This window comes from Deltaproteobacteria bacterium (assembly GCA_016875395.1).
Classification (GTDB): Bacteria; Myxococcota_A; UBA9160; order UBA9160; family UBA6930; genus VGRF01.
Genome location: VGRF01000013.1, coordinates 15,105 through 41,275, shown reverse-complemented (window position 1 = coordinate 41,275; position 26,171 = coordinate 15,105). Strand labels below are relative to the sequence as shown.

The window sequence follows — 26,171 nt, the reverse complement described above, 5'->3', positions numbered from 1 at the left end:
CAACGCGAGGCCGCGGCTCGGAAAACGAAGCGACCCCGATCGGGTTCGGATCGGGATTCGTGGGGGCGTGGATGGCGACCGCAGAGCGCAGGCAAAGTCCGCGGAAGCGCACGCAGATGCACGGTTTGGCTGCGCTTTCCACGGGTATAGTGCCCGGCTTCCACGCACTGCTTGGGCCTCGCGGCCCGCGTCGTCCCCGCCGAGAGCCCGCATGAAGCGCCCCTGGATCACTGCCACCAACGTGCTGCTCGCGATCGCTGCGGTGGTGTGTCTGGGCTGGGCGGTCTCGCAGGTCGTGGCGGCGATCGTGGCTCCGCCGATCGACACCGCCGGAGCGAAGGCGCCGGCGCCGCCGCCACAGGCGCGGCCGTGGTCCGAGATCGCGCAGATCATCGATCGCAACCTGTTCAACGCCTCGACGCTCGCGCCGGCCGAAGTCACGGCCTCGGAGCAGTACGAGCAGACGCGCCTTCCGCTCGAGCTGCGCGCCACGCTCGCCGCGGGCGACCAGTCGTGGGCCGTGTTCGAGGACCAAGCGAGCCGCAAGCACCTCGTCGCGCGTGTGAACCAGGAGCTGTGCCGCGACTGCCAGTTCTCGAGCGTGACCCTCCAGCGCGTCGAGCGCTGCCGCGTGGTCGTGCTGAACCAGGGCCGGCGCGAGGAGCTACGGCTCGACACGCTCGCGGCCTGCGCGGCGGGCGGAGTCGCGCGCGCGGCGCGTAGCAGCGCGCCGCCCGTGCAGGCGCGCGGGCGCGCCGTGAACAGCGCGGTGCAGCGGCTCGCGGAGAACCGCTTCGCGGTCGAGCGCGGGCAGATGGAAGCGGCCGCGGCGAACCCCGCGGCGCTGTTCTCGCAGGCGCGGATTCTGCCCCGCTACGACCAAGGCAAGATGGTCGGCGTGCAGCTGAACGCGATCCGCCCGGGCAGCATTTTCGCGCAAGCGGGGATTCAGGACGGCGACACGGTCACGGAAGTGAACCGCGTCACAGTCGCGACGCCGGAAGACAGCCAACGACTGCTGCAGGAGTTCGCGCAGGGCGGGCAGCTCAACGTCACGGTCACGGGGCGCGACGGCGCGGTGCGCCAGCTCGAGTACGTCGCTCAATGAACGCGCGGGGAAACGCAGTGCGAAGAGGAATCACGACCATGCTCACGCCGACGCGCGCGCTCGCGGCGCTCCTCGCCCTCGCCTTCTGTGCGCCCGCGCTCGCGCAGGAGGAGTGCCCGCCCGGCAAGGTCCAGCTGAACTTCCCCGACCGCGAGATCAACGAAGTCGTCGACGCGATGTCGAACTTCACCGGCAAGAACTTCATCTACGACGACCGCGTGCGCGGGCGCGTCACGATCGTCTCGCCGACCTGCGTGACGATCGACGAGGCCTACGAGGTCTTTCAGTCCGTGCTGCAGGTGAAGGGCTTCACGACCGTCGCGGCGCCCGGCGGCGCGATCAAGGTGATCCCGCTGCGCGAGGCGAAGGAGACGAACGTCGAGACGGTGCGCGGCACCACGCCGAGCAGCGACCGCTTCATCACGCGCCTGATCCCGCTGCGGTACATCGACGCCGAGCAAATCTCGAACACGCTGAAGCCGCTCGTCTCCAAAGACGCCTCGATGGTCGCCTACCCGCCGACCAACACGATCATCCTCACCGACAGCGGCACCAACATCCGGCGCATTCTCGACATCCTGCGCGACATCGACATCGAGACGTACAAGGAAGAGCTGACGGTCGTGCACCTGAAGCACGCCGACGCGACGACCCTCGCGCAGCAGCTCTCCGAGATTTTCTTCGCCGAAGTCTCGACACCCGGCGGCGGGGTCGGCTTGCCGGCGAGCGCACGCCAGCGCCGCGCCCTTCAGCCCCAGCCCGGCATTCCGCAGCAGCCCGGCGACGCGGGCCCCGGCGCGAGCGTTCGCATCATCACCGACGCGCGCACGAACTCGCTGCTGATTCTCTCCTCGCGGCAGAAGACCGCGGAGATCAAGGAGGCGATCGCGCGGCTCGACGTGAAGGCCGAAGGCGGTGGCCGCATTCACGTGTACCGCCTCAAGCACGCCGATGCCGAGGAGCTCGGCACCACGCTGAACACGCTGCTCGGCGGCGCGAGCGCGGCTCCGAGCGGCGGCGGCGTCGCGATCGCCGGGGGCGCGGCGATCGGAGCCCCCTTGCGCGCCGCGGTCACCGAGCTCGCGGAAGGCGGCCTCTCGGTCACGCCCGATCCGCCCACGAACTCGCTCGTGATCCAGGGCAGCGTCGAAGGCTTCAACGCGCTCTCCGAGGTGATCGCGAAGCTCGACACGCCGCGCCCTCAGGTGCTGGTCGAGGCGCTGATCCTCGAGGTCGACGTGAGCGATGGCATCGACCTCGGCTTCAGCGGCCTCGCGACGATCACCGATGGCAACGACAGCTTCGGCGTCGGCTCGCTCTCCGGCGGCAACATCGGAACCGCGGGAAACCTCTCGCAGCTCCTCGCAGCCGCAGCGGGCAAGTCGTTCGCGGGCGGCGCCCAGATCGAGACGGGCAAGACCGTGATCCAGGCGCTGCTCACGGCGAGCGCGAAGACGACCGGCACCAACGTGCTGTCGGCGCCTCACATCCTGACGCTCGACAACGAGCAGGCCGAGATCAAGGTCGGCTCGAACATCCCGATCATCACGAGCCGCATCGAGTCGGCGCAGGGCCAGAGCAATCCCGGCCTCGCTTCGAGCGTGAACGTCGAGCGCCTCGACATCGGCGTGACCCTGCGCGTGACGCCGCAGATCTCGGAGGGCGAGACGCTTCGGCTCAAGCTGTTCCAGGAGATCACAGGCGTCACCTCTTCGCAGTTCGGCAGCGCCACGATCGAAAACGAAGTCGGCCCAACGCTCACGAACCGCAAGGTCGAGAACTCGGTGGTGGTCTCAGACGGCGAGACGGTCGTGATCGGCGGCCTGATCGACGAGACCAACACGCAGGACGAGAGCAAGGTCCCGTGGCTCGGCGACATCCCGCTGCTCGGTTGGCTCTTCAAGTCGACGAGCGATGACATCGTCAAGACGAACCTGCTGATCTTCCTCACGCCGCACATCATCCGAACTCACGGCGACCACGCCGGCGAAACGATCCGCAAGCGCGAGGAGTTCTGGCAGAGCTCGGAAGACAACCTCCAGCTCTCGCGACGCGAGCGGAAGGAAGCGGACCGGCTCGCGGAGGAGGCCACTCGGCAAGGCAAGCCCGTGCCGGACTACTCAGGCTCGAATCCGGTGCGAAGCGCGCTGCGCTCGCACCGCGAGGCCTACCCCGTCGAGCAGCTGAGCGAGCTGGACGCGAAGTCGCGCGAAGAACGCGCGGCTGCGGAGGGCATGGATGCGGCGAACGGGGCGAAGCCGAGCACGCGCTACGAAGTGCTCGCCGCCACCTACGGTGACGAAGTCGCGGCGATGTCGAAGCTGCAGCAGCTGATCGACGCCGGGCACGACGGCACGCTGCGAACGGAAGGCAAGTCCGGCACGGTGCTCTACGAGATCTACGTTGGGCCCTTCGACGACGTCGACGCCGCCGAGGACAAGGCCGCCGCGCTCGCCGAGCCGTTCGAGCTCTCGCCGAAGGTGATGCTCGTGCGCGAGAACGCGCCGTGAGCGCCGCCGGCACGGGCGGCGAGCGGCTCGCGCTGCGCGAGACGCTGCTGCGCTCGACGCGGCTGCGCCTCGAGCAGCTCGAGGAGGCGGCGCGCCACCAGCGCGAGAAAGGCGGCCGCCTCACCGACGCGATCCTCGAGCTCGGGCACCTGCGCGAGGACGAGGTGCTGCAGGTGTTAGGGGCGCAGTTCGGCATGGGCGTGCACGCCGAGCTGCGCGCGAGCGAGGTCGACAGCGAGCTGGTCGCCCGCGTCCCGATCGCGTTCGCGAAGGCGCACTGGCTCGTGCCGCTCGCGCGCACCGAAACCGGCGTGCGCGTCGCCATCTCCGACCCCTTCGACACGGGTTCGCTCGACGATCTGCGCCTGCTCTTCGACGGCGCCGAGGTCGAGGCCGAGCTCGCGCCCAAGAGCAAAGTGCTCGCCACGATCAACCAGGTCTACGACCGCGGCACCGGCTCGATCGACGCGATCGTCGACGAAGCGCACGAAGACTTCGCCGCCGTCGCGAGCGAGCTCGCCGCCGAGCCGCAGGACCTGCTCGAGTCCGAGGACGACGCGCCGATCGTGCGTCTCGTCGACTCGCTCTTGCAGCAGGCCGTGAAGGAGCGCGCGAGCGACATCCACATCGAGCCGTTCGAGCGCGCGCTGCGCGTGCGCTTCCGCTGCGACAACGTGCTGTACGAGCCGGTCAGCGCGCTGCCGAAGGCGCTGATGCCGTCGATCGTGTCGCGCATCAAGATCCTCGGCGGCGTCGACATCGCCGAGAAGCGCATCCCGCAGGACGGCCGCATCCGCCTCAAGATCGCGGGGCGCGACTACGACGTGCGCCTCAGCACGGTGCCCGTCACGCACGGCGAGCGCGTCGTGCTGCGCCTCTTGCCGCGCACCTCCGAGATGCTCGACCTCGGGCGCCTCGGCTTCAGCGAGAAGCAACTCGCGGTGTGGGAGAAGCTGATCAAGCGGCCCAACGGGATCGTGCTCGTCACGGGCCCGACCGGCTCGGGCAAGACCACGACGCTCTACGGCGCACTCGCGCGCGTGAACACGGACGACCGCGCGATCATCACGATCGACGATCCCGTCGAGATTCAGCTGCCGGGCGTCGGCCAGATCGAGGTCAACAACAAGGTCGGCCTCACTTTCGCGAACGCGCTGCGCGCGGTGCTGCGCCAAAACCCGAACATCGTGCTGGTGGGCGAGATTCGCGATCTCGAGACCGCCGAGATCGCGATTCAGGCCTCGCTCACGGGCCACCTCGTGTTCTCCACGCTGCACACCAACGACGCACCCAGCTCGATCACGCGCCTGGTCGACATGGGCGTCGAGCCGTACCTCGTGGCGTCGTCGCTCGTCGCGGTGCTCGCGCAGCGCCTCGTGCGCGTGCTGTGCACGCACTGCCGCGAGCCGTACACGCCCACCGCCGAGTCGCTCGCCGAGATCGGCGTGCGCGCGACGCGCCCCGTCACCGCGTACAAGGCGGTCGGCTGCGCGCACTGCCATCAGACCGGCTACCACGGCCGCGTCGGCATCTTCGAGCTGATGATCATCGACGACGCGATTCGTGCGCACGTCACACAGTCGACCGACGCCAAGACGATCAAGAAGGTCGCCGTCGAGCACGGCATGCAGCCGCTGCGCATCGACGGCGCACGCAAGGTGCTGGACGGCGTCACCTCCATCGACGAAGTGCTGCGCGCAACCGAAGAAGAGGGAGTCCTCGCGCAGGTGTGACCCCTGCGCGCGGCCTAATCACCGATGCCCGTCTTCACTTACAAAGGCGTCAACGCGGCGGGCAAGAACCTGCGCGGCTTCGTCGACGCCGAGAGCGCGGCCACGGCGCGCTCCAAGCTGCGCCGCGACGGCGTGTTCCCCACCGAGATCTCCGCGAGCGATGGCGCGGCGCCCGAGGGCGCAGCGGGACGGCGCGACGCGCCGCGCTTCGGGCGCAGCGTGTCCGACACCGATCTCGCGATCGCGACGCGACAGCTCGCAACGCTGGTCGGCGCCGCCGTGCCGCTCGTGGAGGCGCTCGGCGCGCTCACCGAGCAGGTCGAGAGCGCGCGCCTCAAGGCCGCGATCGGCGGCGTGCGCGATCGCGTGAACGAAGGCTCGAGCCTCGCCGACGCGCTCGCCGCGGCGGGGCCGTTCTCGGATCTCTACGTGAACCTCGTGCGCGCCGGCGAAGCCAGCGGCGCGCTCGACGTGGTGTTGTTACGGCTCGCCGACTACCTCGAGAACCAGGTGCGCACGCGAAACCGCGTGCTCGGCATTGTGCTCTACCCGATCATCGTGCTGACCGTCGCGGTGATCGTCGCGATCGCGCTGGTGACCGTGGTGCTGCCGAAGATTCGCTCCTTGCTCGAAGGCTTCGGCAGCGAGCTTCCGCTGATCACGCGCGTGATCATGGGCGCGTCGGACTTCCTGACCTCGTACTGGTGGGCGCTGCTCGCACTCGTGATCGGCGCGGTCGTGTTCGTGAGCTCGCTCGGCCGCACCGAGCGCGGACGCTGGGCGATCGACGGCGCGAAGCTGCGCGCGCCCTACTTCGGGAAGCTCGTGCGCACCGTCGCGATCGCACGCTGGGCGCGCACGCTGGCGACGCTGCTCGCGGGCGGCATCCCGATCGTGCGCGCACTGGAGACCGCGGGACGCGTCGCGGGCAACGTGGTGATCGCAGACGCGGTAGACCGCGCGCGCGAGTCGATCACGGGCGGCGCCAGCATCGCGACGCCGCTGCGCACGAGCGGGCAGTTCCCGCCGCTGGTCACGCACATGGTCGCCGTCGGCGAGCGCTCCGGGCAGCTGGAGGCGATGCTCGCGAAGGTCGCCGACACCTACGACGAGCAGGTGGAGACCGCGGTGACTCGTTTCACCGCCGTGCTCCAGCCCGTTCTGATTCTCTTCATGGTCGGCATCGTGGCCGTGATCATCCTCGCGGTGCTCCTACCGCTCATGAACATCACTCAGCAGATGCAACGCTGAGCGAGCTCGGGAGAACGACATGCACGCGATCCCCAACAAGCGACGAAGCGCGTTCACGCTGATCGAGATCATGGCCGTGGTGGTGATCATCGGCCTGCTGATGGCGATCGTCGGGCCGCGCGTGCTCGCGGTGTTCGACCAGGGCAACGTGACGACGACGGGCCTCCAGCTGAACTCGATCAAGACCGCGCTCTCCACGTACTACATGGACAACGGGCGCTTCCCGTCCACCGAGCAGGGTCTGCGCGCGCTGATCGAGAAGCCGACCACGCCGCCCGAAGCGCGCGGCTGGCGGCCCGGCGGCTACCTCGACGGCAAGACGATTCCCCAGGACGCATGGAAGCAGGACTTCCAGTACGCCTACCCCGGCGAGCGCAACCCGGACTCCTACGACCTGTGGTCGGTCGGCGCCGACGGCCAGGCGGGCGGCAGCGGCACGGCCGCGGACATCGGGAACTGGGCGGCCGAAGACACGGCCGAGTAGCTCGGAGCCCGCGCAGTGCGCGCCCGCCGCTCCCGCGCCTTCACGTTGATCGAGATCCTCGCGGTGATCCTGATCTTCGCGCTGATCGCGGGCGTGATGCTGCCGCGCCTCGGCCTGGTCGGGACGCAGGCGCTGCGCGACAGCGGCGCGGCGCTCGCGGCGACCCTCGACTTCGCGCGCGAGCGCGGGCAGGCGACCGGCCGCGCGCACCGCGTGGTGATCGACTTCGCGGGCGCGAGCTTCTGGATCGAGGAGCGTCCCCCCAGGCCGCCGCTCGATCCCACGCTCGCCTGGGCGGAGCTCGACGAGCTGCCCCTCGTCGCGCCGCGCAGCGAGGGTCCGGAGTTCGTGCGCCTGCCGGGCGAGGCAGGCCCCGGGCAGCGCCTGGACAGCGGCTGCTCCTTCGTCTCGATCGAGAGCGAGCGCGAGTCGCTCACGGACGGCCTCGGCGCGATCGCGTTCGAGCCCGACGGCTCGGCCGCCGCCGCCACGATCCGCCTCGCGCGCGGCGAAGAAGCGAGCGTCACGGTCGAGGTGGCGCCGTTCGCCGACCCGACGCTGGTGAGCTTCGATGCGCCCTAGTCACGCGCGCGGCTTCACGCTGATCGAGGTGATGGCCGCCGCGATCATCCTGCTGCTCGTGGTCGCGGCGCTCTCGGAGATGCTCGCCTCGCAGGCGCGCCGCGAAGGCGACGCGCGCGGCGAAGCATTGGCGGCGCTGTTCGCGGACCGCGCGATCGCCGAGATCGAGGAGAGCATCGCGCGCGGCGCGGCGCCGCAGCTCGGGCGCACGGAGCGCAGCGAGGACGACCTGCGCGCCACGATCGAGGTGCGCGCGTTCGACTCCGCCGCCGCCGCGAGCGCGCTGCTCGGCGCCGCGCGGGACGCGGGCCCCGAGGCCGCCGCTGCGGCCGGCGCGCAGCCGAGCGGCGGCTGGCTCGCATCGCCCGCCGCGCAGAACACGCCGCCCGTGCTAGAGATCTCGGTGCGCGTGAGCCGCAGCGACGCGGCGCCGGATGCCGAGGCGCCGCCGCTCGCCGAGCGCACCACCTTCGCGCTCAACCCCGCCGCGCTCGCGACGCTCGAGGGGAAAGGCGACGAGAACGAGGACGACGGCGAGGGCGACGGATGACCCGCCGCACGCGCGCATTCACGCTGCTCGAGGTGATGGCCGTCGTGCTGATCCTCGGCGGGTTGTTCGTCGTGATGGCGAGCGTGTTCAGCGGGATCGCCGACGTGACGACGACCGCGGACCACTCGGTCGTGACGCGGCGCGGGTTGTTGTTGCTCGACCGCGTCGCCGACGACCTCGCGGGCGCCACCCTCGTCGAGAAGCCCGAGGAGGTCGACCCGCTCGAGCATCCGTGGCTCTTCCTCGCCGAATCGCGCGGCGGTCGCGGCGGCTCGAACCGCCTCAAGTTCGACTCGCGCAGCGCGCGGCCCGCGGGCGAGCACGCGAGTGATCTCGGCGTCGTCGCGTACTGGACCGAACCCGGCGACGCGGACGACTTGCAGCTCTTGCGCTGGACCTCGCCGGCCCTGCCCGAGGGCCTCGATCGCGACTTCCCGCGCAGCAGCGATGGCGCTGCGCAGGTGCTCGCGCGCGGCGTGACGCGCTTCGCGGTGAGCTTCGTCGACGACGAGGGCCAGGTCGCGCAGAGCTGGGACTCGTCCACGCTCGAACGCTCGGGGCAGCTCCCGATCGCGGCCGAGATCACGCTCGCGCTCGCCGATGCCAGCGCACCCGACGGCGAGCGCGAGTTCTCGCGGCGGGTCGTGCTGCCGATCCGGCCGATCGACCTCGCGAAGGCCCTCAGCGGCGAGAGCGGCGACGAGGACGAGGACGACGAAGACGACGAGGGGGACGAAGAATGCGTGACGATCGCACAGTGCCGCGCGGACAACGCGCCGGCCTTCGCGGCGTGGATCGCGCAGCAGCCCGACCCGGCGGCGGCGCAGGCGATGCTCGACGCGAACGCGAACGCGTGCGCCGAAGACATCGACGGCCTGGAGTTCTGCGAATGACGCCGCGGCGAGGCGAGCGAGGCGTTGCGCTGATCGCCGTGCTGGTGTTCGTCGCGGTCGCGATCAGCGCCGTGGTGCTGTTCGTGCAGCGCAGTACGTACAACGTGCTCGCGATCAACAATCACGATGCGAGCGCCCGCGCCGAGGCTCTCGCGCGCGGCGGGGTGCGGCTCGCGCAGGCGCTCCTGATCGACGATCGCGTGCGCGAAGACGAGGCCGACTTCCGCGCCGACTCGCTCGCGGACGACTGGGCGCGCGCGCGCGCGGCACCGATCACGCTGCCGAACGGCGACGCGCTCGTGCTCGCGATCGAGGACAGCGGCTCGCGGCTCAACCTGAACGCGCTTTTCGCGGACGGCGCCGCCAAGGACGCCGCGACCGAGACCTATCTGCTCGCGCTCATGGAAAAGGCGATCGACGAGCTGCCCGAGGCGGCCGAAAAGCACGCCTACGACCCCGAGGAGCTCGCGCACGCCTTGATGGACTACATCGATCAGGACGAGGAGCGCACGAAGGGCGGCACCGAGGACGACACCTACCTCGCGCGGCGTCCGCCGTCGCGCGCCGCGAACCGCGCACTGCTCTCGGTCGACGAGCTCGGCGCCGTGGAGGGCTTCGACGCGGCGCTGGTCGAGGTGCTGCGCCCGTACATCACGGTGTTCCCGTATCAGGGCGAGAACGCCGGAATCAACCCGAACACGGCGCCGCCGTGGGTGCTCGCCCTGCTCTACACCGGCACGAGCGGGCACTTCCGACTCGTGGACGAGAGCGAAGTGCGGCGCATCCTCGAAGTGCGCGAGGGCGGCGCCCTGCTGTGCGCGGACGAAGCGAACGCGCCGGGCTGCACGCCGCTGCGCAGCGTGCTCCCCGACGGCGTGTTTCCCGCGCCCAGCTTCGAGTCGGACGTGTTCATGGTGACCGCAGAGGCGCAGTCGGGGGCGACGGTGCGCACGGTGACCGCGGTGGTCGATCGCAGCGAGCTCGGCGACCCGAAGCTGCTCGCGATCCAAACCTATTGAGGCTAAGGACCCGCCATGGCCAGACGCGTGCTCGGGCTCGACATCGGCAGCCACTCCGTGAAGGCGGTCGAGCTGCGCCAGCCGCTCGGACGCGACATCGAGGTGGTGCAGCTGCGCACCTTCGAGCTCGACGATCCGGCGCCCGCGCTCGCGACCGAGCTGCGCCAGCTGATCACGGCCCACGACCTGCCGCTGCAGCACGTGGTGGTGAGCGTCGCCGGTGACCGGCTCTCGACGCGGCGACTCAGCTTCCCGTTCCAGGATCGCCGCAAGGTCGCCGCCGCGGTGCCGTTCGAGGTCGAGGAGCAAGTGCCCTTCGACCTCAAGGACTACGTGGTCGACTGGGAATTCGCGGGCGAGAGCGCTGCGGGCGTTGACGTCGCGGCGTGCGTGGTGCCGCGCGCCGAGGTGTCGCTGCTGCTCGAGACGCTGCGCGAAGCGGAGGTGACGCCGCGCGTGATCGAGGCCGAGGGGCTGGTGCTCTCGAACCTCGGGACGCTGGTGGAGCTGCCGGGCCTGCGCCTGCTCGCCGACGTCGGGCACCGCAAGACGACTCTCGCGCTGTGCCGCGACGGCCGCGTGCTCGCGACGCGCACGATCCCGATCGCGGGCAAGGCGATCACGCTCGCGATCGCGCAGGAGCGCGGTATCGGCGAGGTCGAGGCGGAGCGCGCGAAGCGGGAAGAAGGCGTGATCGGCAACCGCCGCGCGCTCGCCGCCGCAGCGGTGCTCGACCGCCTCGCGCGTGAGCTCGCGCGCACGATCGCGAGCTTCGAGCCGCTTCTCGCCGGCGCGCCCGCCATCGAGCGCGCGCACTTGCTCGGCGGATCGGCCAAGCTCGCGGGCTTCGACCAGCTGCTGACGGAGCGCTCGGGCACGACCTTCGAGCGCCTGCCGCTGCCGCGCGGGCCGCTCGGCACCGCCTTCGTCGCGAAGGGCGACACGCTCACGTTCGCGCCCGCGATGGCGCTCGCGCTGCGCGGCACGACGCGCAGCGCCACGCGCGTGAACCTGCGCCAGGGCGAGTTCGCCGAGCGCATCGATCTGCGCGGCATCGCGCGCGACCTGCGCCCCACTGCATTGTTGGGGGCGGGCTTCCTCGGGGCGGCCCTGATCGCCGGCGCCGCCGACATCTGGAAGAGCTCGAGCAGCGCGGGCGCGTACGAGGACGCCGCGCGCGAGATCGTGGCCGAGACGGGCGCCGCTCCGGGCGACGACCCGCTCGCCGCGATGGAGAGCGCCGTGCGCGACGCACAGCGCCGCGCCGAGATGCTCGGCGTCTACCGAGGCAACTTGTCGGCCCTCGACATCCTCACCGAGATTTCGAAGAACGTGCCGAAGGATCTCCAAGTCGTGTTCGAGGAGTTCTCGATCGAGCGCGACACCGTGCAGATTCGCGGCCACACGCCGGACTACAAAGCCGTGGACCGCCTCGTCGCCGAAGTGAAGAAATTCCCCGCGTTCTCCGACGTGACGATCGGAGAGAGCGGCTCCGACGCGCGGCGCGGCGGCGTGAACTTCGACCTGCGCATCCGCGTGGCCGCGGGAGGAGAGGCGTCGTGAGCGAGTGGCTGAACCGCTTTCGCGCCTGGTTCGAGGGGCTCGGGCGCCGCGAGAAGCTGCTCGTCTCGGCGGCCGGCGGGCTCACGCTGCTCTCGCTCGTGTGGGTGTTCGGCGTTCAGACGCTGATCGATGCACGCGCGAGCTCTCGGCTGCGCGCGTCGAACGCGGAGCAGCAGCTCGCGGCGGTGCGTGAGCTGAAGCTGCGCTTCGACGAGGTGAACGGCCGGCTCGCGGGGGTCGAGCAGCGCATCGCGGGCGGGCCGCAGGGCAACCTGCTCGCCACGCTGCAGGACCTCGCTCAGCAGAGCGCGGTGAAGGTGGACTCGATCGAGCCGCGCACGTCGCCGGCAACGCCGCCCTATCGCGAGACGAAGCTGCAGGTGACCCTCGCGAACGCGTCGCTGCCGCAGGTGATCAGCTTCCTGCACAAGATCGAGTCCGCGCCGCAGGTGCTGTCGGTGAAGAGCCTCAAGATCCGCACGCGCGCCGACCAGCCCGGCATGCTCGAGGTGAGCTTCACCGTCTCGTCCTTCGAGCGCGCCTGATGCCTCGGCGCGGCGAGCGCGGCATCGCAGCGCGCCTCGCGCGCGGGCTCGGCTTCGCGCTGCTCACGCTGCTCGCGATCGCGCTCGTCGCAATCGCCTTCTTTCCCTTCGAGCGCCTCGCCCCCGCGCTGGCTGCGCGCATCGAAGCCGAGACGCGCATCGCCACGACGATCGACGCGCTCGAGGTGGGGCTCGGCTGGCGCGGCCCCGAGCTCGAGGCGCGCGGCGTGTCGCTGCGCTGGCCCGCAGGCGAGACGCTCGCGCTCGACTCGGTGCGGCTGCGCGCGGCGCGCCCGCTCAGCTGGCTGCGCGGCATCCCGGCCGCCCACGTCGCCGCGCGCGCCGCGTTCGGGGCCTGCGAAGCCACCGTCTCCCGCGAGTCGATGGCGGCGACGCTCTTGGGCTTCGACCTCGCCGCACTCCCCGCATCGTGGTTCGGGGAGCAGGGCTCGCCGCTCGCGGGGCCGGTCGACGCGAAGCTCGTGGTCGCGCGCCTCGCGGACCCGAGGACCGGCGAGGTGCAGATCACGGGCCGCGACGGATCGCTGCAGCCGCCCGGCTCGCCGCTCGCGATTCCGTACGAGTCGCTCGCCAGCGCGCTGCGCCTCGACGAGCTCGGCACGCTGCACGTCGACTCGTTTTCGCTCCAGGGCCCGATGGTCTCGGCGACGGCGCAGGGCGAGGTCGCGGCGGGCTTTGCAGGCCCGGCCACCGGGGCGATCTCGATCGACGCCGAGATCGCGCACTTCGACCCCGCGCTGCAGCCAGCCCTGGCGGCGTACGGCATCGCCCTCGACGCGAGCGGTGCGGGCCGTGTGCAGGTGACCGGCACGCCGGACGCGATCCTGGCGCGGCCCCGTTGATCGGGGCAGCCGGCGCGGGCCCCGGAAAGTTCAGAAGTCGCGTTCGAGCGCGTTGCCCCGGCGTGACCTGAACCGTTAGGCTGGCCACATTCCTTCATCCGCATTCAGTGATCCAGCCTGCCCGGCCGATCACTTGGCACGTTCGGGGACGGCATGGCCAGCTCGCTTCAGAAGATCTTCCGCACGCTCGGCGACCCGACGCGCCTGCGCATCCTCGCGCTGCTCGAACGCGAGGAGCTGGCGGTGCAGGAGCTGATGGAGGTGCTCGGCATGGCGCAATCGCGCGTGTCGCGGCACCTCGGCGTGCTGCGGGAGGCGCGCCTGCTCCGCGATCGCCGCGAGGGCACCTTCGTGCTCTACCGCTTCGCGCCGCCCGACGACGCCGCGTGGCGCGACGCCCTCGCGCTCACGCGCCGCAGCTTCGCGAGCGACCCCGCCGCGAGGCGCGATCAAGCTGCGCTCGCGCGCGTGCTCGAGGCGCGCAGCGCGAAGAGCCGCAGCTTCTTCGACGAGGTCGGCCCCGAGTGGGACGCGATCCGCAAGGTGTGGGGCGACGAGTTGTTACGGGCGCGCGCGCTCCACGCGCTGATTCCGCGCGGGCTGCGCGTGCTCGACCTCGGCACGGGCACCGGCGCGCTCGCCGCCGAGCTCGCGAGCGCGGGCTGCAGCGTGATCGCCGTGGACCACTCGCAGCGCATGCTCGACGCCGCGCGCGAGAAGCTCGCCGCCGCTGGCATCGCGAACGTCGAGCTGCGCGCGGGCGACGCCGCGGCGCTCCCGCTCGCCGACGCCGAGGTCGACGCCGCGTTCGCGCACATGGTGCTTCAGTACCTGCCCTCGCCTTCGGAGGCGATCGCGGAGATGGCGCGCGCGACGAAGCCCGGCGGCGCGGTCGTCGCGATCGACTTCGTCGCGCACGAGCGCGAGTGGATGCGCGAAGAGCTCGGCGTGGTGTGGATGGGCTTTGCGCCGGACGAGATCGCGCGCGTGTTCGCGAGCGCCGGCCTGCGCGACGTTCGCGTCGCTGCGCAGCCCCCCGCGGCGCGCGGCGCCGATTTGCCGGCGACCTTCATTGCCAGCGGACGCAAGGAGAAGTCGTGAGCGCGGTCGAGTCGCAGCTTCGCGCCCTGATGAGCCAGCGCATCCTGATCAAGGACGGCGCGATGGGCACGATGTTCCAGGCGGAGGGCCTCACGGAGGCCGACTTCCGCGGCGAGCGCTTCCGCGACCACGCCCACCCGCTGAAGGGCGACAACGACCTGCTCGTGCTGACGCGCCCGCAGCTCGTGGTCGACGTACACGAGCGCTTCCTCTCCGCCGGCGCCGACTTGCTCGGGACGACGAGCTTCAACGGCAACGCGATCTCGCAAGCCGACTACGGCCTCGCGCACCTGGCGCGCGAGATCAGCCGCGAATCGGCACGGCTCGCGCGCATCGCCGCGGACAAGTGGAGCGACAGGACGCCGGACCGCCCGCGCTTCGTGGCGGGCTCGATCGGGCCGACCAATCGCACGCTCTCGCTCTCGCCGGACGTGAACAACCCCGGCTTCCGCGCCGTGACGTGGGCCGAGCTGGAAGATGCCTACGCCGATCAAATCCACGGCCTGCTCGAAGGCGGCGTCCATCTCCTCGTGATCGAGACGATCTTCGACACGCTGAACGCGAAGGCCGCGCTGATCGCCGCCGAGCGCGTGTTCGCGGAGCGCGGCGAGCGCGTGCCGATCATGATCAGTGGCACGATGACCGACGCGAGCGGGCGCACGCTGTCGGGTCAGACGCTCGAGGCGTTCTATCGCTCGATCCGCCACGCGAGCCCGATCCTGGTCGGCCTCAACTGCTCGCTCGGCGCGCGCCAGATGCGCCCGCACATCGCCGAGATCGCGCAGCTCGCCGACGTCGCGATCAGCGCGTACCCCAACGCCGGGCTGCCCAACGCGATGGGCGCGTACGACGAGACGCCCGCGGAGATGTCGGGGCTCATCTCGGATTGGGCGCAGAGCGGCTTCCTCAACGTCGTCGGCGGCTGCTGCGGCACGAAGCCCGAGCACATCGCCGCGATCGCGCGTGTGGTGCGCGACGTCGCGCCGCGCGCGCTCGCGCAGCCGCGCGAGAGGCTCACGCACTTCTCGGGCATGGACGCGATCACGGTTCGCTCCGACTCGAACTTCCAGATGATCGGCGAGCGCACGAACGTCACCGGCTCCGCGAAGTTCCGGAAGCTCGTGAAGGCGGGCGACTGGGAAGCCGCGACGCACGTCGCGCTCGAGCAGGTGCGCAGCGGCGCGAACCTGCTCGACGTGAACATGGACGAGGGCCTGCTCGATTCCGCCGCGTGCATGCGCACGTTCCTCGCGTGGATCGGCTCGGAGCCCGAGATCGCACGCGTCCCGATCGTGATCGACTCCTCGAAGTGGGAGGTGCTCGAAGCCGGGCTGCAGAGCTGCCAGGGCAAGAGCGTCGTGAACTCCATCTCGCTGAAGGAAGGCGAGGCCGACTTCCTCGCGAAGGCGCGGCGCATCCGGCAGTACGGCGCGGCGGTCGTGGTGATGGCGTTCGACGAAACTGGGCAAGCCGACACCACCGCGCGCAAGGTGGAGATCTGCGAGCGCGCGTATCGCCTGCTCACGGAGCAAGCCGGCTTCCCGCCCGAGGACATCCTCTTCGACCCCAACATCTTGGCGATCGGCACCGGCATCGAGGAGCACGCGGAGTACGCGAAGGCGTTCATCGAGGCCGCGCGTGAGATCAAGCGGCGCTGCCCCGGCGCGCACATCTCGGGCGGCGTCTCGAATCTCTCGTTCTCGTTCCGCGGCAACGACGCCGTGCGCGAGGCGATCCACTCCGCGTTCCTCTACCACGCGATCCGCGCGGGCATGGACTTCGGCATCGTGAACGCGGGCCAGCTGCAGGTGTACGAAGACATCGCGCCCGACTTGCTCGAGCGCGTCGAGGATCTGCTCTTCAACCGCCGCGCGGACGCGACCGAGCGCATGCTCGAGACTGCGGCCACGCTCGCGAGCGGCGGCAAGAAGCGCGAGGTCGACCTCGCCTGGCGCGAGGCGAGCGTCGAGCAGCGCCTCTCGCACGCGCTCGTGCACGGCATCACCGACTTCATCGAAGCCGACGCGGAAGAGGCGCGCGTGAAGCTCGGGCGTCCCCTCGCCGTGATCGAGGGCCCGCTGATGAGCGGGATGAACCACGTCGGCGACCTGTTCGGCGCGGGCAAGATGTTCCTGCCGCAGGTCGTGAAGAGCGCGCGCGCGATGAAGAAGGCGGTCGCCTACCTCGAACCCTTCATGGAGCGGGAGCGCGCGACGACGGGCGCTGCCGCGGCCAAGGGCAAAGTCGTGATGGCGACCGTGAAGGGCGACGTTCACGACATCGGGAAGAACATCGTCGGCGTGGTGCTGCGCTGTAACAGCTACGAGGTGCTCGACCTCGGCGTGATGGTGCCCGCGGACAAGATCCTCGACACCGCGATCGCCGAGAAGTGCGACCTGGTCGGGTTGTCGGGGCTGATCACGCCCTCGCTCGACGAGATGGTGCACGTCGCGAAGGAGATGGAGCGGCGCGGCATGCAGCAGCCGCTGCTCATCGGCGGCGCGACGACGAGCCGGCAGCACACCGCGGTCAAGATCGCGCCCACCTACGCGCAGACCGTCGTGCACGTGAACGACGCATCGCGCGCGGTGGGCGTCGCGGCCGCGCTGCTCGACGCCGCGCAGCGCGCCGAGCTCGACGCGAAGAACCGCGCCGCGCAGGAGCGGCTGCGCCTCGTCTACGCGAGCAAGCAGGAGAAGCCGCTGCTCGCGCTCGCCGACGCGCGCGCGAAGCGGACGCAGGTCGCGTGGCGCAAAGACGATCTCGCGCAGCCGGCGTTCTTCGGTCGCCGCGAGCTGAAGAACGTGCCGCTCGCCGAGATTCGCCCGTACATCGACTGGACTTTCTTCTTCTCGGCGTGGGAGTTGTCAGGGAAGTTCCCGAGGATCTTCGAGCACGTGCAGTACGGCGCCGAAGCGAAGCGCCTCTACGACGACGCCAACGCGCTGCTCGACGAGCTGGAGAAGAGCCGCGCGATCCACGCGAACGCCGTCTACGGCTTCTGGCGCGCGCGCGCCGACGGCGACGACGTCGTGCTGTACGACGACGAGGCTCTCACGCGCGAGGTCGCGCGCTTCCCGATGCTGCGCCAGCAGCGCCCGCACGACGACGCTGCGCCGCAGCGCTCGCTCGCAGACTTCGTGGCGCCGCGCGAGAGCGGCCTCGCGGACTCGGTCGCCGCCTTCGCCGTCACGGCGGGGCTCGGCGCCGACGAGCTCGCGAAGAAAGCCGAGGCCGCGAATGACGACTACCGCGCGATCCTGGTGAAGGCCGTCGCCGATCGCCTCGCGGAGGCCTTCGCCGAGATGCTGCACGCGCGCGTGCGCCGCGAGTGGGGCTACGGCGCGGGTGAGCGCCTCTCGAACGAGGAGCTGATCGACGAGAAGTACCGCGGCATCCGCCCCGCGTTCGGCTACCCGGCCTGCCCCGACCACAGCGAGAAGCGCACGCTGTTCCGCTTGTTAGGCGCCGAGCAGGTGGGCATCACGCTCACCGAGAGCTGCGCGATGTGGCCCGCCGCGAGCGTCTCGGGCCTCTACTTCGCGCACCCGCAGGCGCGCTACTTCAACGTGGGCGCGATCGGGCGCGACCAGGCGAGCGACTACGCCGCGCGCAAAGGCGTGCCGCTCGCGGAAGTGGAGCGCTGGCTGGCGCCGAACTTGGGATACGACCCCGACGAGCGCTGAGCTTCATCGCAGCTTCATGTTCGAGGTGGCGAGAGGCGGCGTTCGCGGGCGATCTCTCCGTCATGCGCCCACGCGTACTTCGCTCTGTGACTCTCGCGCTCGCACTCTCCCTGCTCGCCGCTCCCATCCACGCGGAGCAAGTGATCGAGCTCGGCGACCTCCTGCTCGTGCACGGCCGAGTGCTCCGCTGTCCCGATCGGCTCCGCCTGGTCGAGGTGATTCGGATCGAGAGCGCCTCACATCCGATGCTCGCGCTCGGTGAGTTTGGCGTCCTCGGACGCGAGCCACGCGCACTCCTCGCCGAGATTCGGGCACGCCTCGCGCGAGAGCTTGGCGGCGTGCCCCCGGTCGAAGTCGAGTTGCTGAAGGACGCGAGCATCCAATACGAGCTGGTGCTCCTGAACATCGCTCGCACCGAGCGCGCCTGCGACGGGTACAAGCGCCGCGACCTGGGCGACCCGGCGCGAGTCGCAGCTCGCTGACGCCTCGCCCCGCTCCTACGCTGCGCCGCCCATGCGCATCGCCGCCGTTCTGTTCGACGCCGCCGGCACCCTAATCACTCCCGCCGAGCCGGTCGGCGCCACTTACGCCCGCCTCGCCGCGCAGCACGGCGTCGCGCTCTCGCCCGCGCGCATCGAGGACGCCTTCCGCCGCGTGTTCGCGGCGGCGCCGGCGAACGTGCATCCGGGCGAGCCGCCCGCGCGTGCCGCCGAGCTCGAGCGCGCGTGGTGGCGCGCGCGCGTGCGCGAGACCTTTCTCGCCGCGGACGGCACCGCGCGCTTTCGCGACTTCGACGCCTACTTCGCGGCGCTCTGGGATCACTTCGCGCGCGGCGCTGCCTGGCGCGCGCGCGAAGGTGCGTACGCAGCGCTCACCGTACTGCGCGATTCGGGCCGCGCGCTCGCGATCGTCTCGAACTTCGACCAACGCCTGCACCCGATCCTGCGCGAGCTCGGTCTGCACGACGCCTTCGCGGAGATCGTGCTGCCCGTAGACTGCGGCGCGGCGAAGCCTGCGCGGCTCATCTTCGACGCGTGCCTCGCGCGCCTCGGCGTCGCGGCGAGCGCGTGTGTTTACGTGGGCGACCACGCGCAGCTCGATGTCGAGGCCTCGCACGAGGCGGGCATGACACCGATCGATGTCACGGAGCTTGCTAGCTTGGCCGACCTTCCCGCCCGCCTCGAAGCATTGGAGAGCGATGTCCAGCCCTAACAGTTCGGCGCCCGCATTCGGCGCACGCTTTGGCATCGGCACACGCGAGCTCGAGCGCGCGCTCGGCACGGCGCTCGATGGCAAGATCGACCACGCGGATCTGTTCTTCGAAGCCTCGACGATGGACTCCGTCTCGCTCGAAGACGGCATCGTGAAGAGCGGCGACCGCCACCTAGTACAAGGCGTCGGCGTGCGCGCGATCTCGGGCGAGAAGCAGGGCTACGCGCACGCCGACGACATCACGGTAGAGGCGCTGCAGGTCGCCGCGGGCACCGCGCGCGAGATCGCGGCCGGCGCGCCGCAGGGCGGCGTCGTGGCGGTGCGCGCGGGAAAGCCCGCGCTCGACCTCTATCCCGTCGCGCTCGCACCGACCGAGGTGCCGATCGCGACGAAGGTGGCGCTGCTCGACGCGATCGACCGCTACGCGCGCGCCAAGGACCCGCGCATCGTGCAGGTGATGGCGAGCGTCATCACGCAGCACCGCAACGTGATGGTCGCCGCGAGCGACGGCGGGTGGGTGGCGGACGCGCAGCCGCTCGTGCGCCTCAACGTGCAGGTGATCGCGCACGGCGCGGGTGGACGGCGCGAGGTGGGTTATCAGGGCGCGGGCGGGCGCCGCGAGCTCGCGGAGTTCCTGCTGCCTGAGAACTGGCAGCCGCTCGCCGACGAAGCGATCCGCCTCGCGCTCGTGAATCTCGACGCGCGCCCGTGCCCCGCCGGCGCATTCGACGTGGTGTTGGGACCCGGCTGGCCGGGCGTGCTGCTGCACGAAGCGGTCGGCCACGGCCTCGAGGGCGACTTCAATCGCAAGGGAGTGTCCGCGTTCTCGGGCCGCATCGGCCAGCGCGTCGCCGCGCCGGGCGTCACGGTGATCGACGACGGCACGATCCCTGGCCGGCGCGGCTCGCTGAACGTCGACGACGAAGGCACGCCCACGTCGCGCACGGTGCTGATCGAGGACGGCATTCTCGTGGGCTACTTGCACGACCGCCTGAACGCGCGCCTGATGGGCCACACGCCCACGGGCAACGGCCGCCGCCAGAGCTACGCGCACCTCCCGATGCCGCGCATGACGAACACGTTCATGCTCGCCGGGAGCGACGACCCCGAGGACGTGCTGCGCTCGGTGAAGAACGGCCTCTACGCGAAGACGTTCGGCGGCGGCCAAGTCGACATCACGAGCGGCAAGTTCGTGTTCTCGGCGAGCGAGGCCTATCGCATCGTCGACGGCAAGCTCGCCGAGCCGCTGCGCGGCGCGTCCCTGATCGGCAACGGCCCCGACGTGCTCACGCGCGTCTCGCGCATCGGGAACGATCTCGCGCTGGACCTCGGCGTCGGCACGTGCGGCAAGGACGGGCAGTCGGTGCCCGTCGGCGTCGGGCTCCCGACGATTCGCGTGGACGGCCTCACGGTCGGCGGCACCGAGCGATGACCAAGCTGTCGGGGCTCGATGCGGTGCAGTTCGCGCTCGAGCGCGCGAAAGCCGCGGGCGCGCACTCGTGCGACGCGGTGCTCGCGGACAGCGATGCGCTGGAAGTGCGCGTGCGCGGCAAGGAAGTGGACACAGTTCAGCAGTCGCGCGAGCGCACGCTCGGCATTCGCGTGTTCGCGGACGGCGCTGGCGGCCTGCGCAGTGCGGTCACTTCGTCGAGCGACCTCGCGCGCGATGCGATCGCGCGGCTCGCGGAGGACACGGTCGCGCTCGCGCGCGCGACGGCGCCGGATCACACGGCGGGGCTGCCGAGCGACGGCTTCGCGAGCGCCCTGCCCGATCTCGAGCTCTTCGACCCCGCCGATCGCGCGCTCACGACCGCGGACTGGATCGCGCGCGCTCAGCGGGCGGAGGACGCGGCGCGAGGCTTCGACGCTCGCATCACCAACTCCGAGGGCTCGAGCGCGAACGCTGCGCGCACGAGCATTTGTTACGGATCGAGCGCCGGCTTCGCAGGCGGCTACGAGACGGCCTCACACTCGATGTTCTCCCAGCCCGTCGCCGCGGAGAACGGTGAGATGCAGACCTCGTGGTGGATGACCGCGAGCCGGCACGCCTCGAAGCTCGACGCGCCGGAGGAAGTGGGCCGCATCGCGGCGCAGCGCACACTCGCGCGGCTGGGCGCGAGGCGCGTCCCCACCTGTGAAGTGCCGGTGATCTTCGATGCGCCCTCCGCGCGCGACCTGCTCGGCAACCTCGTCGGTTGCCTCTCGGGATACGGCGTCTACCGCGGCAGCTCGTTCCTGCGCGAGAAGATGCGAGCGCGCGTCGCGAGCGAGCGCGTCACGATCGTCGACGACGGCCGCGTGCGCGCCGGACTCGGCAGCAAGCCCTTCGACGGCGAGGGCCAGCCGACGCGCCGCAACGTGCTCGTCGAGAACGGCGTGCTGCGCAGCTGGCTACTCGACTCCTACTCCGCGCGCAAGCTCGGCCTGACGACCACGGGCAACGCCGCGCGCTCCGCCGCCAGCGCGCCGACCGCGGCGCCCACGAACCTCTGGCTCGAGCCCGGCGCGGGCGATCTCGACACGCTGATCCGCGGCATGGAACGCGGGCTGCTCGTGACAGGCATGTTCGGCCACGGCTTCAACGCGGTGACCGGCGACTTCTCGCGCGGCGCCCACGGCTTCTGGATCGAGCGCGGTGAGCGCGCGTTTCCGGTTCAGGAGATCACGATCGCGGGGAATCTCGGCACGATGTTCGAGCAGATCGAGGCCATCGCCGCGGACACGCGCTTCCTCGGATCCCTCGGTGCGCCGAGCCTACGCATCGCGCGGATGACGATCGCGGGCGAGTGAGCGTGCCGCGCGCGATGCGTCGCGCGCGGCACGCTGACCGTCGTCAGTAAATCTTCACGAACTCGTACTTTGCCGTCATGCCCGACGAGACGCGCATTCCGACATCGCCCGCCACGAGCGGCTGGGTCGGTATGAGGGTCAACCGCAGGACTCCGTTGATGTACACGCGGACTGCGGCGCCGGTGTGCTCCACGCGCAGGTTGTAGGCGACGTTCGGAAGGATCGTCTGATTGAAGCGGCGGCTCTGCACCGTCACGCCGTTCCTCACCTCCAGGAGCTCCCAACGCTTCCTCTGGGCGTTCGCGGTCACCGAGATGAAGTTGGTCCACCCGGTTCTCCACGCCGCGATGTCGGCCTGTTTCGCTTGCCCGCCGAGCGTCATCTGAGTCTCCACCGTGCAGACCAAGCAGGCGGACAGTCCGGAAGGCGACCAAGTTGCCGGGGAGGAGATTCGCGCCAAGCCCGATGCCGCGGAGCCGTTCAGCGCGCCGCCAATCTCTGTCCACGTCCCGGAGGTCGCGATCCAGGATTGAACGCCGTCATCGAACTCTTCGTGCAGCAGCGTCCCGTCGTCGTCGACGATCGTGCCGGTGGCAGTCCCGTCGAGGACCGCGGTGCCAGGCGCTGCAGTGATCTGCACCTGGAACGTCTCCGTCAGCTCCGGGGTGACGTCTCCGAGGATGCCGACGTCGATCGACGCGGTCGTAGCTCCCATGGGAATCGTCGCCTGAGCGATCGCCGGCACGTAGTCGTTGCCGGCCGCGGTCGCAGTCCCATCGAGAGTCGCGTAGTCGACGACCACGTCCGACCCGACCGCAGCGGAGAGGGTCAACGCGAAGCCTGCGTTGGTCGTGCCCGCGTTTCCTTCTGAGAGCGACGCGTCCGCGACCCTGAGCGCGGGCGTGAAGGTGGCGGGCGGAGTCACGAGCACGCGCTGATTCGCGGCGACGTTGGTGAGCACGGTCGTCGTACCGCTCGGCCACATCACGGCGATCTCGTCGACGTTCGTGGCGGAGCCAAGACCGAAGTGAGCGATCAGCTCGCCTTGGCCAAGGAAGTTCGAACCGCCGGCGAGATTGAAGTACTGGAAAGCGCCGCCCGCGGAGATGCGAATGATGCTCCCCTCGCCGTTCGCCGCGATCCCCGGATGACCGGCCGCAGAGAGCGAGAGCTCGAGCCAGTTCGCGTTCGAGCCAGACAGCTCGCTGCGGTACAGGAAGATTGGCCCGCCGACCGTGTTGTCGTTCGTCGACATCACGAGGTCGAGGTCCCCGTCGAGGTCGTAGTCGAACGTGACGAGCGCGCGGCCGCCAGAAGTGTTCACGAAGCCGGAGCTAGCTGCGACATCCGTGAAGGTCATGTTGCCGTTGTTGCGGAACAGATACGCCGGGTCATTCGAGTAGATCCCGTTGAACCAGCCGTTGGTCTCCGCAATGTCGACGAAGCCATCGTGATCCGCGTCGAGTGCGGTCGCGCCCCAGCCCCAGCCTCCGTTCTTCGCGCCGTTCGCTGCCGGCAGCGCCGAGAACGTGTGGTTGCCTTGGTTGACGTAGAGGAAGTTTCCTTGGGCGTTTTCGATCGACGTGACGTACCAGTCGAAGCGACCGTCGCGGTTGAAGTCGCCGATCGTGCTGCCCATGCCGTTCTGATCGAGCGCGGTTCCGTTCCCCGGTGCGAGGTTGGAGAAGGTTCCGTCGCCGTTGTTGCGGAAGTACTTACTTCCCACCCAATCGGCGGCGATGATCAACTCCGGGTAGCGATCGCCGTTCATGTCGGCGAAGCGCGGTGAGAAGCCGGCGAAGTCCGCGAGCACGCCCGCGGCAACCGTCACATCGGTGAAGGTGCCGTCGCCGTTGTTTCGGAACAGCCGGTTCCCGTCCTGGAACTGGTAGGTCGGGGGGCGCCAGTTGCAGGCGAACAGATCGAGATCGCCGTCGAGGTCGTAGTCGCCGAAGGCAACGCCGAACGGAAACACCGTCGCGTCCGTGGGCGCCGTGAGGGCGACCCCGGCTGCGGCGGCGACTTCCGTGAACGTCGCCGAGCCCTGCGCGAAGTTGTTCTGGTAGAGGCGGTTTGCGCCAGCCACGACCGGTCCGCTCATCGGGCCCGCGCTCGATACGTACAAGTCGAGGTCGCCGTCGCCGTCGTAGTCGCCGACAGCGGTGCCGTTTCCGCGGTGGAGGTCGGTGAGTCCCCAGGCCGCCGCTTCGTCGACGAAGGTGCCATCTCCCTGGTTGATGAACAGTGCATCGGCGCTGCCGCCGCCCGACGCGACGAACAAGTCCGGGAAGCCGTCGTTGTTGAAGTCTCCGACCGAGAGGCCGCCCCACATGGGAACGCCGGGCGCGTCTGATGCCGTGGCAACCGAGTAAACCAAGCCGGCGGCGGCGGTCTGGTCCGTGAATGCGGCCTGCGCGGTCGCATCCGTCCATCCAAGAAGCGCGGTGAGCAGTCCGCCGCAGAGCGCCGGAGCCGACGTGCGTCGCATGGGATCCCTTTCTGAAGTTGCTTCGTGGCTGTGTGGGTGGCCCCTCGGCCTCACTTGGGTCGCACGCTCTGCCACAAAACGAGCGACCGGCGAGCGACCGTTCGCTCGCCGGTCGCCGCGAACGTCACCTCACAGGATCGAAACGGCACCGTTTCGAATCTGGATCCTCACGCCGTCGAAGCGCGTGAAGCGGAACCCTGCGAACTCCTCGCTGTGGGTCACCGAGTAGTCCTGCAGGATTCCGATCGCGATCTGTTCACCGAGCGCCATGCCATCGACGCCGTCCGCCCGGTAGTGCACGCCCGCCGCGTCGCGTCCGATCGCGATGTTCGCCGCGAGCTTGTTGAACTCGTTCCCGAGCGTGAGCGTGCCCGCGTACGGGTCGAGCGTGCTGCCGTCCGCGCTCGCTTCCACCGGATTCGGAATCACGAAGTTCTCGTCGAAGAGCGCCTTCAGCATCGTCGAGCCCGCGCCAGCGATCGCGGCGTGGCCCGCCGGGAACGAAGGATGCGTCGGCGAGCCCTCCGGGAACGCGAGCGGCAGCAGCGCCGTGCCGTTCGCCGACAGCAGCCGGAGGACAGCCTCCGAGCTCGTGGCGTCGGGGTGGATGCCGTAGTCCTTCACGCCGGTCACCTGGTTGTGGACGCGGCCCGCGAAGGCTTCCGGGCGCAGCCAGCGATGGCACGACCACTTCTGGAACCACGCGCCGACGAGCGCAGCGCGCGCCGACATCGTCACGAGGTGCAGAATCTCCGGGCCGCCGAAGTTCGCGAACGCAGCTTGCTTCGCGAGCGAGCGGTACGGGTTGGTCGGCGACAGCGCCGCGCCACCGAAGCCGAGGCAGATCAACGCCGCATTCAGGGGGCCCTGGAAGGAGACGTCGACCCGTACCCACTCGCCGAGGGTGCGATTGTCGTGGATGTAGACGCCCGGCCCGAAGGTGAGCGTCCGCGTCGGGTTGACCCCGTTTTGGATGGCGAGCCACTCGCCGTAGCTCGTCATGAAGTCTTCGGGATTCGGCTGGGCGTAGCGCTGATCGATTCGGGTCGGCCCGTAAGGCACGGGCAACCAGAGGAACTGGCTGATGTACGGCCCGATCAGGTCGCCGGGCGTCTCGCCTCGGAAGAGATTTCCGGGCGTGACCGTGGCGCCGGTGCCGATGCGTACGCTGACCGCGTTGAGCTCGTCCACCGCATCCGCGACGGTCGAGTCGAGGTCGTACACGCGGTAGGGCACGTCGCGGGTGAGCGCCTGCCAGTAGACCTCGAGCATTTCAGTGGCTTGGTCCGCGCTCGCGAACGTCGGCGGCGGCGCAATGCGCGTGTCCTGCCCGTCGATGCCCGAAAGCTCGTACGAGAGACAAGCCTGCGGGCTGACCTGCTTGCGCGCTCCGCCCAGGGGAATCAGCTCGTATCCCGCGCCATTCGTCGCGTTGCCAGCGACCTGAAGCGCGGCGAACGCTGCCGGGTCGACCTCGCCGAGCGCGTTGTGCGGGAGCCCCTTGGAGTAGCTCGCGCGGAAGTCGCCGTAGCGGGCTTCGTCGCCGTTCGTGGCCTGCACGGTCAGCGGCGCGAGCAGATGTCTGCGCGCCGCGCTCACGCGCAGCGAGTTCGCGCGCCGGCGTCGCGCCGCCACGTTCGCGAGCGGTGTGCCGGGTCCCGCTGCGCCAGCGTCGGCGGCTGCGCTCGGCCCCACCACCGCGGCCGCGGCTGCGATCGCGCTCACGCCGCCCAAGAACCCTCGTCGTGAAATGATTCCCGCTTCAGCCTGATCGGATTCCCTGCGCTCGCTCA

General features: G+C 70.3%; 20 protein-coding genes. 18 read left to right on the top strand and 2 right to left on the bottom strand.

The genetic code is table 11. From position 1 onward, the window contains the following. Window positions 1-211: 211 nt before the first annotated feature. The 18 genes from FJ091_11725 to FJ091_11640 all read left to right on the top strand — a co-directional run bounded on the left by FJ091_11725 (window position 212) and on the right by FJ091_11640 (window position 21,890). Window positions 212-1,108, top strand: a complete 897-nt coding sequence (locus FJ091_11725) for a PDZ domain-containing protein (GenBank protein MBM4384027.1) — start codon at window positions 212-214, stop codon at window positions 1,106-1,108. A 38-nt stretch (window positions 1,109-1,146) separates the two neighbouring features. Next, window positions 1,147-3,618 (top strand): type II secretion system secretin GspD, encoded by a 2,472-nt coding sequence (gspD, locus tag FJ091_11720; protein MBM4384026.1) that lies wholly within the window; start codon window positions 1,147-1,149, stop codon window positions 3,616-3,618. Continuing rightward, a complete protein-coding gene (gene gspE / locus FJ091_11715; GenBank protein MBM4384025.1) occupies window positions 3,615-5,351 on the top strand; it encodes a type II secretion system ATPase GspE in 1,737 nt (578 codons plus the stop codon). The genes gspD and gspE overlap by 4 nt, the downstream gene beginning before the upstream one ends. Window positions 5,352-5,375: 24 nt before the next feature. Next, window positions 5,376-6,602, top strand: coding sequence for a type II secretion system inner membrane protein GspF (gspF, locus tag FJ091_11710; GenBank protein MBM4384024.1), 1,227 nt, complete (start codon window positions 5,376-5,378; stop codon window positions 6,600-6,602). Window positions 6,603-6,621: 19 nt separating this feature from the next. Continuing rightward, window positions 6,622-7,086, top strand: coding sequence for a type II secretion system major pseudopilin GspG (gene gspG / locus FJ091_11705; GenBank protein MBM4384023.1), 465 nt, complete (start codon window positions 6,622-6,624; stop codon window positions 7,084-7,086). Window positions 7,087-7,101: 15 nt separating this feature from the next. Further along, entirely contained in the window at window positions 7,102-7,668 is a 567-nt protein-coding gene (locus FJ091_11700; protein MBM4384022.1) for a type II secretion system protein, read from the top strand. Beyond that, window positions 7,658-8,218 (top strand): prepilin-type N-terminal cleavage/methylation domain-containing protein, encoded by a 561-nt coding sequence (locus FJ091_11695; GenBank protein MBM4384021.1) that lies wholly within the window; start codon window positions 7,658-7,660, stop codon window positions 8,216-8,218. The genes FJ091_11700 and FJ091_11695 overlap by 11 nt, the downstream gene beginning before the upstream one ends. Continuing rightward, window positions 8,215-9,111: a prepilin-type N-terminal cleavage/methylation domain-containing protein gene (locus FJ091_11690; GenBank protein MBM4384020.1), complete on the top strand. Its 897-nt coding sequence runs from the start codon at window positions 8,215-8,217 to the stop codon at window positions 9,109-9,111. Before FJ091_11695 ends, FJ091_11690 begins: the two co-directional genes overlap by 4 nt. After that, entirely contained in the window at window positions 9,108-10,130 is a 1,023-nt protein-coding gene (gspK, locus tag FJ091_11685; GenBank protein ID MBM4384019.1) for a type II secretion system minor pseudopilin GspK, read from the top strand. Before FJ091_11690 ends, gspK begins: the two co-directional genes overlap by 4 nt. Before the next feature lie 15 nt (window positions 10,131-10,145). Then, window positions 10,146-11,693 carry a pilus assembly protein PilM gene (gene pilM, locus FJ091_11680; protein ID MBM4384018.1) on the top strand — a complete coding sequence of 516 codons (1,548 nt, stop codon included), beginning with the start codon at window positions 10,146-10,148 and terminating at the stop codon, window positions 11,691-11,693. Continuing rightward, entirely contained in the window at window positions 11,690-12,238 is a 549-nt protein-coding gene (locus FJ091_11675; GenBank protein ID MBM4384017.1) for a type II secretion system protein M, read from the top strand. The genes pilM and FJ091_11675 overlap by 4 nt, the downstream gene beginning before the upstream one ends. Beyond that, a complete protein-coding gene (locus tag FJ091_11670; protein MBM4384016.1) occupies window positions 12,238-13,101 on the top strand; it encodes a hypothetical protein in 864 nt (287 codons plus the stop codon). Before FJ091_11675 ends, FJ091_11670 begins: the two co-directional genes overlap by 1 nt. A gap of 153 nt (window positions 13,102-13,254) precedes the next feature. Beyond that, window positions 13,255-14,202: a metalloregulator ArsR/SmtB family transcription factor gene (locus FJ091_11665; GenBank protein ID MBM4384015.1), complete on the top strand. Its 948-nt coding sequence runs from the start codon at window positions 13,255-13,257 to the stop codon at window positions 14,200-14,202. Window positions 14,203-14,231: 29 nt separating this feature from the next. Further along, complete coding sequence (gene metH, locus FJ091_11660; GenBank protein ID MBM4384014.1) at window positions 14,232-17,888, top strand: methionine synthase; 3,657 nt, start codon at window positions 14,232-14,234, stop codon at window positions 17,886-17,888. 86 nt (window positions 17,889-17,974) lie between these two features. Continuing rightward, window positions 17,975-18,370, top strand: coding sequence for a hypothetical protein (locus FJ091_11655; GenBank protein ID MBM4384013.1), 396 nt, complete (start codon window positions 17,975-17,977; stop codon window positions 18,368-18,370). 31 nt (window positions 18,371-18,401) lie between these two features. Next, window positions 18,402-19,100, top strand: coding sequence for an HAD-IA family hydrolase (locus tag FJ091_11650; protein ID MBM4384012.1), 699 nt, complete (start codon window positions 18,402-18,404; stop codon window positions 19,098-19,100). Beyond that, window positions 19,087-20,532, top strand: a complete 1,446-nt coding sequence (gene tldD, locus FJ091_11645) for a metalloprotease TldD (GenBank protein ID MBM4384011.1) — start codon at window positions 19,087-19,089, stop codon at window positions 20,530-20,532. Before FJ091_11650 ends, tldD begins: the two co-directional genes overlap by 14 nt. Then, window positions 20,529-21,890 carry a TldD/PmbA family protein gene (locus tag FJ091_11640; protein MBM4384010.1) on the top strand — a complete coding sequence of 454 codons (1,362 nt, stop codon included), beginning with the start codon at window positions 20,529-20,531 and terminating at the stop codon, window positions 21,888-21,890. Before tldD ends, FJ091_11640 begins: the two co-directional genes overlap by 4 nt. Window positions 21,891-21,933: 43 nt before the next feature. On the opposite strand, the gene FJ091_11635 is transcribed toward FJ091_11640, so the two are convergent. Together FJ091_11635 and FJ091_11630 are read right to left on the bottom strand one after the other, a co-directional pair. Next, complete coding sequence (locus FJ091_11635; protein ID MBM4384009.1) at window positions 21,934-24,378, bottom strand: VCBS repeat-containing protein; 2,445 nt, start codon at window positions 24,376-24,378, stop codon at window positions 21,934-21,936. 129 nt (window positions 24,379-24,507) lie between these two features. After that, on the bottom strand, window positions 24,508-26,103 hold the full coding sequence (locus FJ091_11630; protein MBM4384008.1) for a vanadium-dependent haloperoxidase: 1,596 nt from the start codon (window positions 26,101-26,103) through the stop codon (window positions 24,508-24,510). Window positions 26,104-26,171: the final 68 nt, after the last annotated feature.